Here is an 11798-nt window from a genome sequence, read left to right on the forward strand (position 1 = left end):
TCCTGCTACAAGGTTAGGGTGAGTCGGCTTATCAGAGCGCCGGGCAGTTGAATCGACCCCGTCTGGCGCTGAGTGTAGGTACTCGATTGAAGAATCAGTTCCCGCTCGCGAGTCAGGTCCTCCAGTGCGCTACCCAACAGGCTGTAGGCGCTGTCATCGAAACGCATGGTGCTGACCGGTGCAACGATCTTGCCGTCTTCGACCCAGAATGTTGCGAAACGTGTCATCCCGGTCAGACGTGCGGCAGCGCGATCCGAAAAGTTCAGGTACCACAGGTTGCTGATGTAAAGGCCTGTGCCGAGCTTTTCAAGGATCTGGTCCAGCTCCAGCGAGCCGCCGGCAATGCTCAACGCGCTTGGACCTTCGCCATAATCCGCGCCGTTGGCAGGCAGGTCGTACTCAGCGGCGCTGCTCGAGTCCACCAGTCGCTCGCGGGCCTGCCCGTTGACGATCAGCTTCAGGTCCTTGCGCGGGTAGCCTTCGCGTGAGAAGGCTGGCGAGAGCGAGCCACTGACTTGCTCGTCGAAGTTGATCAGCGGGCTGAAATGAGTCTCGCCGTCATACAGCCTTTGCAACGGGCTGCGCTTGCTGGCCACCGCTTGCGCGGAAAAGCCGCCCCAGCTGAGCATGCCAATGACTTCGTCCAGTGCCGCTGGAGCCAGATAGGCGCGGTATTGACCGGGCTTGAGGGTGTGCAGTGGGCGGCCGAGAAATTCGAGCTGCTCACGGGCCTGCTGAAAGCGTTGCACGAACGCTTCGTTGTTCCAGTCGTGACCTGCGTAATTGGCTTTCACCGCCTGGCCGTTTTCATGAAACAGGCTCCAGTCGAAATTGAAGCTGTTGGCCTGATGCCAGCCCAGCGCTCCCCACGAACTGGCGAAACCCCGGTACAGCGGGCCAGCCGCGTAAAAACCCACCAGATCGAGGTCGCCTGACAGTTGGCTGATCTGCTCGACGACCTGCGCGCTGTCCGGCAGCGGTAAGTCCTGCACATTGCTGCTTTGCCAAGCCTGCGTGTTAGGCAACAGATACGGGTCTTTCGCCAGCGAAGGCAGGGTTTCGCGCAATTGCTGCAAGGCATTGGAAAGGCGCCGAGTATCGGTCTCCTGATCCCCGGACAAGGTCACTTCCAGGTTGGCATGACGCCCGTCGTCGATCAGTTTGAAGGTCGCAATGACCTGCTGCACGCTCCCGGCCTGCCGAACCTGGCCGTGGTTGAAACGAATGAAGTCGGACGCTTCGGCGTCGTAGGCCAGGGTGAAGTGTTCCGTCGGGCTGATGGCAGCCTTGAGCACGGCGACCAGCGCCTCGAATTGCTGTTGGTGCGACATCAGGCATCCCCTCCAAACACATCGACATTGGCAAACACACACGCCGGAGAGGCATGGCCTACACGGATCACCTGATTGGGTTCGCCCTTGCCGCAGTTGGGCGTGCCCAGCACTTTGAAGGTACTGGCGTCACCGACTGCGCTGAGGTTTTTCCAGAACTGAGCAGAAATCGCCCGATAGTTGGGGTTCTTCACCACGCCCTTGAGTTCACCGTTTTCAATTAATTGGCCCCATTCGCAGCCGAACTGGAACTTGTTGCGCGCATCGTCGATGGACCAGGAGCGATTGCTCGACATCAGGATGCCGTGCTCGATGTTACCGATCAGGCCGTCCAGTGACTGGTCGCCCGGTTCGATGTTCAGGTTGGCCATGCGATCGATGGGCGCACGGTTCCAGCCGCAGGCGCGGCTGTTGGCAACCCCGTCCAGGCCGCTGCGGTATTGCGACAGTGCGCCGCCGAGCGGGCGTTGCAACAGGCCGTCACGAATCAGGAACTGTTTGCTGGCGGCCGTGCCGTCGTCGTCGTGCGCGTAGCTGGCCAGTTGCTCAGGAATGTCCGGGTCGAACGTCACGTTCAGCAGGCTGGAGCCGTATTGCAGGGTGCCGAAATCGGTCGTCTTGACGAAGCTGGTACCTGCGTAATTACGCTCGTCGCCGAGAATCCGGTCCAGTTCCAGCGGATGGCCGATGGACTCGTGAATCTGCAGCACCATCTGATCCGGCATCAGCAGCAGGTCGCGTGGGCCTGACGGTGTGTTGGGGGCGAGGATAAGCTGCAAGGCCTCATCGGCGACGTTGGTCGCAGAGCCGATCAGACCGCAACTGCTCAGCACTTCAAGACCGCCCTGTTGGCCGAAGTTGTCGCCGCCCAGGTTACGCGTCTGGCTGTCGCGACCGTCGTAGGCGGTGACGCTCAGGCCCGGAAAAACGAAGCGTTGCGCCTGACGAAGCTCTGCGCCCGCGGTGTTCAGGTAAATCTGCTCAACCGTTTCCAGCCTCAGTACGGCCTGCCAGTTGACCAGCCGTTCGTCTTTCGGGACGGCGCTGGACTCGGCCATCAGCAGGCCGATGCAGTCGCTCAGTGGCGGGAATGCTTGATCCATGTGCGGCGACAGATAGTCAGCCTTGGCAGTCGAGACAGCTTGATCGCTCAGGTTCAGCAACGCATGCGGTGCCAGGCGACGTGCCAGCGCTTCGGCCTGCTGCAAGGCAGCTTGCAAACCCCGAAGGGAAATGTCGTTGGTGGCGGCGTAGGCTTCAACACCGTTCAGGCGCACGGTCAGCATTGCGCCCTCGTCGCTGCTCAGCGACGGCGGCTCGGCCACATTCTTGCGCACGCACAGGCGTTGGCCGGTGCGGTGCACGTAACGTACGGAAAAAAATTGCGCTTCACTCTGCAGAGCAGCGAAATGCTGCTTGAGCCGGGCGGAGAAATCGAACATGCAGACAAGCTCCTTCTTGAGGGTGGTCAGTGAAGTCCGGGCGGCCTTTTGAGCCGATTGCCGTTAAGGGGGAGATTACCCCCCCACGATTGCCAGGCTGCACCTGCAAGCTTTGAGCCAGACGCTTCAGCCCTGCATCACCAGCTTGATATCGGCGGCCAGTTCACGCACGCGCTCTTCTTCGGTGTCCCACGAACACATGAAGCGTGCGCCGCCGTTGCCGATGAAGGTATAGAAACGCCAGCCCTTGGCGGTCAATGCTGCAATGGCCGGTTGCGACAATTGCAGGAACACACCATTGGCCTGTACCGGAAACATCAGCTCCACGCCGGGAATATCCTTGACCAGTTCGGCCAGCAGTTGTGCGCAATGGTTGGCGTGGCGGGCATGTTTGAGCCAAGCGTCGTTTTCCAGCAGCCCGACCCACGGCGCAGACAGAAAGCGCATTTTCGACGCCAGTTGCCCGGCCTGTTTGCAGCGGTAATCGAAGTCTTCAGCCAGGTCATGGTTGAAAAACAGGATGGCTTCACCCACCGCCATGCCGTTTTTGGTACCGCCGAAGCACAGCACATCGACGCCGGATTTCCAGGTCAGTTCTGCCGGTGAGGCCTCCAGAAAGGCGCAGGCATTGGAGAAGCGGGCACCGTCCATGTGCAGATGCAGGCCCAGCTCCTTGCAGGTCGCACTGATTGCCTTGAGTTCTTCGGGCTGATAAACGCCGCCTACCTCGGTGGCTTGGGTCAGTGTCACGACGCGCGGTTTGGGGTAGTGAATATCCTGACGCTTGAGCGCCACTTCGCGAATCGACTCCGGAGTCAGCTTGCCGCCTGCGCTGCGTGCTGTCAGCAGTTTGGAGCCGTTGGAGAAAAACTCCGGCGCGCCGCATTCATCGGTTTCAACGTGAGCCGTTTCCGAACAGATGACACTGTGGTAACTCTGGCACAGCGATGACAGCGCCAGCGAGTTGGCCGCTGTGCCGTTGAAGGCAAAAAACACTTCGCAGTCGGTTTCGAACAGACGGCGGAAATCATCTGACGCGCGTGCAGTCCATTGATCGTCACCATAGGCACGTTGATGCCCCTTGTTCGCCTGCTCCATGGCTGCCCAGGCTTCAGGGCAGATACCGGAATAGTTGTCGCTGGCGAACTGTTGGCTTTGGTCTGTCATGGCCGATTCCTTATGGGCGATTATGGTGCGCACTGTAGCGACAATATAAGGTTCGGTCATGTGTTGACTGCATGACGCAATTCCCCATTCAGGAGCGATATGGATCTGTCCAACCCGCCTTTTCTGCCCGGACGCAACAAGGCGCTGGACCTGCTCAAGTGGCTGGCGATGCTGAGCATGGTGCTCGATCATCTTCGCTATGTGGGCTGGTCAGTTGATTTTCTTTACGTGCCGGGGCGTTTCGCCTTTCCCTGGTTCTGTCTGGCAATTGCCGTAAACCTTTCCCGGCGCAGCGCAGCCATTCTGGCCCCGAGGGTGCAATGGCGCTATCTGGGGTGGCTGCTGGCATTCGCAGCGCTATCAGAAATCCCGTATCGGCTGTTCATGGCGGACGTGACCGTGCTGAACGTGATGCCGACCCTGTTGCTGGGGCTGCTGATTGCTCAAGGCTGGCAGCACCGCAACGTGACGACGCGGATCATGGCCATCGTTGCCCTGCTGCTAGGGGCGGTTTTTCAGCAACAATTGATGTTTGGTTTTGCCGGCGTGTTGCTGCCGCTGGTTTTTCTGTTGGTGCTGCAAAAGCGCCTTTGGTATTCGGTGTTTCCGGCAGTTTTCTGCCTCGCAGCCAATGCCTGGCCGCAGATGATTGCCGGCGCGAGCTGGGGCGATCCGATTTCCATTGGCTCGATAGCCGCCTGCCTGGTGGCACCTACGCTGGGCATAGCGCTACTGCGCACCAAACCGAAGTTCGCAGTGATCCCGATGCGGCGCTGGGCCTATGCGATCTACCCGCTGCACTTTCTGGTATTGCTGGGTTTGCGGACGGTGTTGGAGCGTGGCTGAACGATAACCTCAACTATCGTGCGACGCTCCGCGTCGCATGCCGTTCCGGACGCTCTGCGTCCTCTTGCAAGGCAGAGCGTCGTGAACTGCATTCCGACGCTGGAAGCATCAGCTGTTAGGCAGCAACCGGCAAGTGATGCTCTTGATGTAGCGCGTCTCGGCAATTGCCGGGTGTACCGGGTGATCCGGGCCCTGGCCGCCGCGTTCCAGTAGCTGGATGTTGCGGTCCAGATGGCGGGCGCTGGTCAGGAGGATGTTTTGCAGGTCGTCTTCCGGCAGGTGCATGGAGCAGGAAGCGCTGACCAGAATGCCGTCCTTGCTGAGCAGGCGCATAGCTTGCTCGTTCAGGCGGCGGTAAGCGCCTTCGCCGTTTTTCATGTCTTTCTTGCGTTTGATGAACGCAGGTGGATCGGCAACGATCACATCGAAACGCTCTTCACCGGCTTTCAGCTCTTTCAGCGCTTCGAAAACATCGCCTTCGATGCAGGTCATTTTTTCTGCGAAGCCATTCAGGGCTGCGTTACGCTCAACGCCATCAAGGGCGAAGGACGATGCGTCGACGCAGGTCACGTCGCTGGCACCAAAAGCCGCTGCCTGAATTCCCCAGCCACCAATGTAGCTGTACAGGTCCAGTACACGCTTGCCTTTGACGTAGGGGGCAATGCGCGCGCGGTTCATACGGTGGTCGTAGAACCAGCCGGTCTTCTGCCCGGCCATCACCGGTGCTTCGAATTTCACGCCGTTTTCTTCCAGCGCAACCCATTCGGGAACCAGGCCGAACACGGTTTCGACATAACGATTCAGACCTTCCGCATCGCGAGCGGCTGAGTCGTTCTTGAACAGGATGCCGCTTGGCTTGATGACCTGAACCAGCGCGGCAATGATGTCTTCCTTGTGGTTTTCCATGGTGGCCGAGGCCAGCTGGACAACCAGAATGTCACCGAACCGATCCACCACCAGACCCGGCATCAGGTCTGAATCGCCGTAGACCAGGCGGTAGAAAGGCTTGTCGAACAGACGCTCGCGCAGCGACAGCGCCACGTTCAGGCGATGGACCAGCAAAGACTTATCGAGCGGCAGCTTGATGTCGCGCGACAGCAAACGTGCGCAGATCAGGTTGTTGGGGCTCATGGCGACGATGCCCAGCGGCTTGCCGCCAGCAGCTTCGAGGATGGCCTGATCACCGGCTGCAAAACCATGCAGCGGGGTGGCGGCTACGTCGATTTCGTTGCTGTAGACCCACAAGTGACCGGCGCGCAGGCGGCGGTCGGCGTTGGCTTTGAGGCGCAAGCTAGGCAGGGACATGACGTCGCTCCTGAAAAAAGAGCGGGATTATAGCGCGTCATCCCGGTAGTGCGCCGGGATGACTACAATAATCGCAACCGATCAAGCCGACAGCGCTTCAATCAACTTGCTGTTGAAGGCCGGGATGTCATCAGGCTGGCGGCTGCTGATCAGCGTGCCGTCGGTGACAACTTCCTGATCAACCCATTTAGCCCCGGCGTTGACCAGGTCATCCTTCAGCGTCTTGAAGCTGGTCAGGGTTTTACCCTTCACCAGGCCTGCCGATATCAACAGCCAGCCGCCGTGACAGATAACCGCCACTGGTTTGCCGGAGCCCTCTATGTCCTTGACGAGCTTCTGTGCGTCCGTGTCTATGCGAATGGTGTCGGAGTTCTGTACGCCGCCCGGCAGAACCACGCCATGGTAGTCGCTGGCGTTGGCCGCCTTGAACGTGCGGTCGATCTTGAAATCATCGGCAGGTTTGTCGTGATTCCAGCCTTTGACCTGGCCCTCTTCGGTGGACAGGATTTCCACGGTGGCACCTGCTTGCTCCAGCGCTTCTTTCGGGCCGGTCAGTTCGACCTGTTCGAAACCGTCGGTTACAAGAATTGCGATGCGTTTGCCAGTCAGTGCTTTAGACATGGGATCCTCCAGTGTCGGGCTTTCAGGGTGGCGTCTGGCGGTCGTTTTGAGGCCGCCATATACGCCGTCAACACAAGGTCCGAAGCCTGGCATTTGGCAAAGTTCCGAGAATATCTTCGTCTTGGGTGATGGACCGTTTCCCCGCAAGGGGTCAGAATCCAGTCATTACGGTGAGTAAATTCCTATGTCCGAAGAGCTAAGCCCAGAACAGATCCAGCAAGCGTTGCAGGGTATCAGTGTGCCCCCGCAGCCGCAGATCATGGTGGATCTGCAGATGGAGCAATACATGCCCGATCCGGACCTTGGGGTAATTGCGCGGCTGATTGCGCAAGATCCGGGTTTGTCCGGGGCGCTGCTGAAGATCGTCAACTCTGCGCACTACGGCCTGTCCAACAAGATTGCCTCGATTGACAAGGCCGTGAATCTGCTGGGCAGTCGTACCGTGATCAATCTGATCAACGCACAGTCGATCAGGGGCGAGATGACCGATGAGACCATCGTCGCGCTTAATCGCTTCTGGGACACCGCGCAGGATGTCGCAATGACCAGTCTGACGCTGTCCAAGCGCATCGGCTCGCAGACTGTGGATGAATCCTACGCATTGGGCCTGTTCCATGACTGCGGTATTCCGTTGATGCTCAAGCGCTTCCCGAATTACATGCCGGTCCTTGAAGAAGCCTACGCCAACGCAGGGCCTGATTGTCGCGTTGTCGATACTGAAAACGCCGCGTTCCACACCAACCACTCGGTGGTCGGCTATTACACGGCCAAGTCATGGCGCTTGCCTGCGCACGTGACTGACGCGATCGCCAATCATCACAACGCATTGGCGATTTTTCAGGACGATACCAGTCGCAATGCCCCGCTCAAGAACCTCTTGGCCCCCCTGAAAATGGCCGAGCACATCTGCCAGTCCTACCAGGTGCTGGGCAATCAGGGCGAAGATCACGAATGGGAATGCATTGGTGCGCTGGTGCTGGATTACGTGGGCTTGTCCGAATATGACTTTGAATACCTGAGGGAAAGCATCCGCGAGCTGGGCGCGCGCTGAGCCTGTGCGCTGCTGGCTTGCCCTTCCTGTAAAACCGAGTGATACATGCCTGAATTACCCGAAGTAGAAACCACCCGTCGCGGCATTGCACCCCATCTTGAAGGTCAGCGTGTCAGCCGCGTTATCGTGCGCGACAGCCGTTTGCGCTGGCCCATTCCCGAAGATTTGGACATCCGCCTTTCCGGACAGCGCATTGTGCAGGTTGACCGGCGCGCCAAGTACCTGCTGATTCAGGCCGAAGTGGGCACGCTGATCAGCCACTTGGGCATGTCGGGCAATCTGCGCCTCGTCGAGGCCGGGCTTCCGGCGCTCAAGCACGAGCATGTCGATATCGAACTGGAGTCCGGGCTGGCCTTGCGCTACACCGACCCGCGTCGATTCGGGGCGATGCTCTGGAGCCTTGATCCGCATAACCACGAGTTGTTGATTCGTCTGGGGCCGGAGCCGCTGACTGATCTGTTCGACGGTGAGCGCCTTTACGAGCGCTCGCGCGGCAAGTCGATTGCGGTCAAACCGTTTGTCATGGATAACGCCGTGGTGGTCGGGGTGGGCAATATTTACGCGACCGAAGCACTGTTCGCAGCGGGCATCGACCCGCGACGCGAAGCCGGAGGCGTCTCACGGGCTCGTTATCTCAAGCTTGCCATCGAGATCAAGCGCATTCTGACCTACGCTATAGAGCGCGGCGGTACCACCCTGCGTGACTTCATCGGCGGCGACGGCAAGCCGGGGTATTTCCAGCAGGAATTGTTTGTCTACGGGCGTGGCGGCCAGCCATGCAAGGTCTGCGGTACAACGCTGCGTGAAATCAAGCTGGGGCAGCGCGCCAGTGTTTACTGTCCAAAATGCCAGCGCTGAAATACGAGAGGCGCAGAGCGTCAGGCCACTTGCTTAAGCTGCACCCCTGTTTATAGTGATGGCACCTTAATTATTTGCTACGCCTGAAGGACCAAGCCATGAGACCGTTTCGTATTCTTGCTGCCACGCTGGCGCTGCTTATCGGCCTGCAGGCGCTGCCTGCGATTGCCGCCGATGTCTCCACCGGCAGCGGCGATCCGGTCTACACCATTCAAAACCCGCCAGCGTTCGCGATGATCGGCGATCTGCTGATTGCCCGACCGCTGTTGATAGCAGCCACGGTCATCGGTACAGGGCTGTTCGTGATTGCTGCGCCTTTTGCAGCGGCAGGCGGCAACCTCGGCGCAACGGGCAAGGCGCTGGTGGTCGATCCGGGCAAGGCAGCCTTTGTGCGTTGCCTGGGTTGCACCGGTGACGGGTACGGCAAGCAGCAGTAAAGGCTGTATCAGACCTTGCTGGTGATGATCCGGTACTTGTCCATCAGCTGCTCTTTGCTCTCGACGTGATTTTCATCCAGGGGGATGCAGTCGACCGGGCAAACCTGCTGGCATTGAGGCTCGTCGTAGTGACCCACACATTCGGTGCACAGGTTCGGGTTGATCACGTAGATCTCCTCGCCTTGTGAAATCGCCTCGTTTGGGCACTCGGGTTCGCAGACGTCGCAGTTGATGCAATCGTCAGTGATGATAAGGGACATGAATTGCTCCTGCCGCAGCCGACGCCGGGGCACATTAAAACCAATGCGGCGAATTGTGCCGCATTAGGCTTCGGGATGCACCTTCACATGCAGTGCGTCTAGCGCTTGAAGCGTTCGGTCAGCGCCTGAGCGACGGCAGGATGAACGAATTTGGTGATATCACCGCCCAACGCCGCGATTTCACGCACCAACGTCGAGGAAATGAATGAGTAGCGCTCTGAGGGCGTGAGGAACAGGCTTTCGACGTCCGGTGCCAACTGACGGTTCATGTTGGCCAGCTGAAACTCGTACTCGAAGTCCGATACCGCGCGAAGGCCGCGCAGAAAGACGTTGGCATTCTGTTCCTTGGCAAAATGCGCGAGCAGCGTCGAGAAGCCGACGACTTCCACGTTGGGCAGGTGTTTGGTGACTTCGCGGGCCAGTTCGACGCGTTGTTCCAGAGGAAACAGCGGGTTTTTCTTCGGGCTGGCGGCAACCGCAATGACCACGTGGTCGAACAGGCGCGAGGCGCGCTCGACCAAATCTCCATGGCCCTTGGTAATCGGGTCGAAGGTGCCTGGGTACAACACTCGGTTCATCGCGTCGTCCTGGTCGGAGTCCGTTGTGGGACTCGGATGGTATCGCAGCCTTCCCGATGGGCCAAGCTGCGTAATAAGCGCCAAGCGTCGTATTGCGCCGATTATCGGCCATGTTTCAGCCCAAACCCCCGATTTTGGGGCTATTTACTGTGGTGCGGATGATGCTCGACGCGCAGCAATTGGCCAAGACGCCTTATGTTCAGCTTGCCTGCGTCGACTCGTCACTGGTGCTGCTTCGATTCTGCCACCATTGCGGCATCTGCCTGCGTTAAGATTGCCATCATCTGATTAGCGATTAGAGTGGCCTTGTCCGCATGGCAACCCGTACCAAAACCCGTGAACGTATCGTGCAAACCAGTCTGGAGCTGTTCAATCAGCAGGGCGAACGAAGCGTGACCACCAATCATATTGCTGCGCACATGGAAATCTCGCCCGGCAATCTCTATTACCACTTCGCCAACAAGCAGGTGATCATCGCCGAGCTGTTCACCGAGTATGAAATGCTGGTGGGCAGTTTTCTGACCCTGCCTGCCGACCGCCCGCCGACCATCGAAGACAAGCGCGATTATTTTCTGGCGATAATGGACGCCATGTGGCGCTACCGTTTTCTGCATCGCGACCTTGAGCATCTACTGACGTCGGATGCAGAGCTGGCGAGGCGTTATCGGCGCTTTTCATATCGTTGCCTGATGCAGGCGATGACCATCTATCGGGGTTTTATCAAGGCTGGCATCCTGAAAATGGATGAATCGCAGATCGAGTGGACCAGTCTCAACACCTGGATCGTTCTGACGTCGTGGGTGCGTTTTCTGTGCACCAACCGGGAAAACGCTACAGAGTTGAACGAATCAGCGATTCGACGTGGCGTCTATCAGGTACTTATGCTCGAATCTGTGTTTGTCGCGCCTCAGGCTCGCGAAGCGTTCGACGCGCTATGCGAAACGTTTCACTCGACGTTGCCTGAGGTTCTGATGTGAATTTCAGAGCCGATGAGCGGCCTGCTTGTCGGTTCTCTGCCACAGGAGTGTGTCATGTCCATTGCGCAACTGATCAGCCCCGAGCAACTGGCTGCACGACAGAAAACCCCAGGTCTGGTGATTCTCGATTGCCGTTATGCGCTTGAAGATTCCGATTACGGTCAGCGCAGTTACGCCCAAGGGCGTATCGAGGGCGCGTCCTTTGCCGATTTGAAGCGCGACCTCAGCGGGCCTGCTATCAAAGGCAAGACCGGACGTCATCCACTGCCCGATCCCGCCGCTTTGCTGCAATGCTTTCAGGCTTGGGGCATCAACGCCGATAGCGATGTTGTGCTGTATGACGATGGGCCGGGAATGTATGCCGCGCGGGCCTGGTGGTTGCTGGCCTGGATGGGTAAGCGCGAAGGCGTCTACCTGCTCGATGGAGGGCTGAAAGCCTGGCACGCTGCCGGGTTGCCGTTGAGCCTTGACGCTCCGAATCGTGAGCCAGGCAGTTTCAGCGGTGAGCCGGACATGTCGATAGTGCTCAGCGGCAGTCGCTTGCATGGCCGTCTCGGTCGCCCGGAAATGACCTTGATCGACGCCCGCGCCGAAGCGCGCTTCCGAGGTGACGTAGAGCCTTTGGACCCTGTCGCCGGGCATATTCCAGGTGCTCAGTGTGCGGCCTGTACCGATAATCTCGGGCCGGATGGACGCTTTTTGCCACCTGAGCAGCTCAGGCAGCGTTTTGCCGAAAAATTGCAGGGTCGTCCGCCGGAAAGTCTGGTGTCCTACTGCGGATCAGGCGTCACGGCCTGCCATAACCTGTTCGCGCTGTGCCTGGCCGGACACCCGTTGGCAACGCTTTATGCGGGCTCGTGGAGCGAGTGGATCAACGATCCCGAGCATGAAATCGCCACGGGCGCCGGTTGATGCGTCGTCAGCC

14 protein-coding genes are annotated in these 11798 nt (G+C 58.9%); 7 read left to right on the forward strand and 7 right to left on the reverse strand.

From position 1 onward, the window contains the following. Positions 1-5: 5 nt before the first annotated feature. The 3 genes from RYA97_RS08105 to RYA97_RS08115 form a co-directional block, all read right to left on the reverse strand. Entirely contained in the window at positions 6-1331 is a 1326-nt protein-coding gene (locus RYA97_RS08105; RefSeq protein ID WP_005744098.1) for a TldD/PmbA family protein, read from the reverse strand. Then, a complete protein-coding gene (locus tag RYA97_RS08110) occupies positions 1331-2773 on the reverse strand; it encodes a TldD/PmbA family protein (protein ID WP_057404966.1) in 1443 nt (480 codons plus the stop codon). Before RYA97_RS08110 ends, RYA97_RS08105 begins: the two co-directional genes overlap by 1 nt. Positions 2774-2899: 126 nt before the next feature. Beyond that, positions 2900-3940 (reverse strand): low specificity L-threonine aldolase, encoded by a 1041-nt coding sequence (locus RYA97_RS08115; RefSeq protein ID WP_005744095.1) that lies wholly within the window; start codon positions 3938-3940, stop codon positions 2900-2902. Between the two features lie 99 nt (positions 3941-4039). On the opposite strand from RYA97_RS08115, the gene RYA97_RS08120 reads away from it, so the two are divergent. Beyond that, positions 4040-4786 carry a TraX family protein gene (locus tag RYA97_RS08120; protein WP_117140506.1) on the forward strand — a complete coding sequence of 249 codons (747 nt, stop codon included), beginning with the start codon at positions 4040-4042 and terminating at the stop codon, positions 4784-4786. Positions 4787-4894: 108 nt separating this feature from the next. On the opposite strand, the gene RYA97_RS08125 is transcribed toward RYA97_RS08120, so the two are convergent. Continuing rightward, positions 4895-6091 carry a class I SAM-dependent rRNA methyltransferase gene (locus tag RYA97_RS08125; RefSeq protein WP_005744093.1) on the reverse strand — a complete coding sequence of 399 codons (1197 nt, stop codon included), beginning with the start codon at positions 6089-6091 and terminating at the stop codon, positions 4895-4897. Positions 6092-6172: 81 nt separating this feature from the next. Then, on the reverse strand, positions 6173-6712 hold the full coding sequence (locus RYA97_RS08130) for a type 1 glutamine amidotransferase domain-containing protein (RefSeq protein WP_005735018.1): 540 nt from the start codon (positions 6710-6712) through the stop codon (positions 6173-6175). Between the two features lie 238 nt (positions 6713-6950). On the opposite strand from RYA97_RS08130, the gene RYA97_RS08135 reads away from it, so the two are divergent. The 3 genes from RYA97_RS08135 to RYA97_RS08145 all read left to right on the forward strand — a co-directional run bounded on the left by RYA97_RS08135 (position 6951) and on the right by RYA97_RS08145 (position 9058). Beyond that, positions 6951-7763 (forward strand): HDOD domain-containing protein, encoded by an 813-nt coding sequence (locus RYA97_RS08135; protein WP_183134523.1) that lies wholly within the window; start codon positions 6951-6953, stop codon positions 7761-7763. Between the two features lie 45 nt (positions 7764-7808). After that, complete coding sequence (mutM, locus tag RYA97_RS08140; RefSeq protein ID WP_002555642.1) at positions 7809-8621, forward strand: bifunctional DNA-formamidopyrimidine glycosylase/DNA-(apurinic or apyrimidinic site) lyase; 813 nt, start codon at positions 7809-7811, stop codon at positions 8619-8621. A 98-nt stretch (positions 8622-8719) separates the two neighbouring features. Beyond that, positions 8720-9058, forward strand: coding sequence for a hypothetical protein (locus tag RYA97_RS08145; RefSeq protein WP_005758164.1), 339 nt, complete (start codon positions 8720-8722; stop codon positions 9056-9058). Positions 9059-9066: 8 nt separating this feature from the next. Here the strand turns inward: RYA97_RS08145 and RYA97_RS08150 are convergent, their stop codons facing one another. Both RYA97_RS08150 and coaD read right to left on the reverse strand, forming a co-directional pair. After that, positions 9067-9318, reverse strand: coding sequence for a YfhL family 4Fe-4S dicluster ferredoxin (locus tag RYA97_RS08150; RefSeq protein ID WP_002555640.1), 252 nt, complete (start codon positions 9316-9318; stop codon positions 9067-9069). 98 nt (positions 9319-9416) lie between these two features. Further along, positions 9417-9896: a pantetheine-phosphate adenylyltransferase gene (coaD, locus tag RYA97_RS08155; protein WP_002555639.1), complete on the reverse strand. Its 480-nt coding sequence runs from the start codon at positions 9894-9896 to the stop codon at positions 9417-9419. A 110-nt stretch (positions 9897-10006) separates the two neighbouring features. Here coaD and RYA97_RS08160 point away from each other — a divergent pair, with 110 nt between their 5' ends. The 3 genes from RYA97_RS08160 to RYA97_RS08170 are packed head-to-tail and all read left to right on the forward strand — an operon-like array spanning position 10007 to position 11785. Further along, a complete protein-coding gene (locus RYA97_RS08160) occupies positions 10007-10168 on the forward strand; it encodes a hypothetical protein (RefSeq protein ID WP_155276207.1) in 162 nt (53 codons plus the stop codon). Positions 10169-10210: 42 nt separating this feature from the next. Beyond that, positions 10211-10873 carry a TetR/AcrR family transcriptional regulator gene (locus RYA97_RS08165; protein WP_005781208.1) on the forward strand — a complete coding sequence of 221 codons (663 nt, stop codon included), beginning with the start codon at positions 10211-10213 and terminating at the stop codon, positions 10871-10873. A gap of 54 nt (positions 10874-10927) precedes the next feature. Beyond that, positions 10928-11785: a sulfurtransferase gene (locus RYA97_RS08170; protein WP_005781206.1), complete on the forward strand. Its 858-nt coding sequence runs from the start codon at positions 10928-10930 to the stop codon at positions 11783-11785. Positions 11786-11798 lie beyond the last annotated feature (13 nt).

It is taken from the genome of Pseudomonas syringae group sp. 26L6 (genome assembly GCF_032587815.1).
In the GTDB taxonomy this organism is placed as follows: Bacteria; Pseudomonadota; Gammaproteobacteria; order Pseudomonadales; family Pseudomonadaceae; genus Aquipseudomonas; species Aquipseudomonas amygdali.

Bases quoted from the DNA above. Each gene is read 5' to 3' on its own strand.
- RYA97_RS08130 (WP_005735018.1), bottom strand. From the start codon at position 6,712: ATGTCTAAAGCACTGACTGGCAAACGCATCGCAATTCTTGTAACCGAC.
- RYA97_RS08125 (WP_005744093.1), bottom strand. From the start codon at position 6,091: ATGTCCCTGCCTAGCTTGCGCCTCAAAGCCAACGCCGACCGCCGCCTG.
- mutM (WP_002555642.1), top strand. From the start codon at position 7,809: ATGCCTGAATTACCCGAAGTAGAAACCACCCGTCGCGGCATTGCACCC.
- coaD (WP_002555639.1), bottom strand. From the start codon at position 9,896: ATGAACCGAGTGTTGTACCCAGGCACCTTCGACCCGATTACCAAGGGC.
- RYA97_RS08110 (WP_057404966.1), bottom strand. From the start codon at position 2,773: ATGTTCGATTTCTCCGCCCGGCTCAAGCAGCATTTCGCTGCTCTGCAG.
- RYA97_RS08170 (WP_005781206.1), top strand. From the start codon at position 10,928: ATGTCCATTGCGCAACTGATCAGCCCCGAGCAACTGGCTGCACGACAG.
- RYA97_RS08115 (WP_005744095.1), bottom strand. From the start codon at position 3,940: ATGACAGACCAAAGCCAACAGTTCGCCAGCGACAACTATTCCGGTATC.
- RYA97_RS08150 (WP_002555640.1), bottom strand. From the start codon at position 9,318: ATGTCCCTTATCATCACTGACGATTGCATCAACTGCGACGTCTGCGAA.
- RYA97_RS08165 (WP_005781208.1), top strand. From the start codon at position 10,211: ATGGCAACCCGTACCAAAACCCGTGAACGTATCGTGCAAACCAGTCTG.
- RYA97_RS08105 (WP_005744098.1), bottom strand. From the start codon at position 1,331: ATGTCGCACCAACAGCAATTCGAGGCGCTGGTCGCCGTGCTCAAGGCT.
- RYA97_RS08120 (WP_117140506.1), top strand. From the start codon at position 4,040: ATGGATCTGTCCAACCCGCCTTTTCTGCCCGGACGCAACAAGGCGCTG.
- RYA97_RS08160 (WP_155276207.1), top strand. From the start codon at position 10,007: ATGTTTCAGCCCAAACCCCCGATTTTGGGGCTATTTACTGTGGTGCGG.
- RYA97_RS08145 (WP_005758164.1), top strand. From the start codon at position 8,720: ATGAGACCGTTTCGTATTCTTGCTGCCACGCTGGCGCTGCTTATCGGC.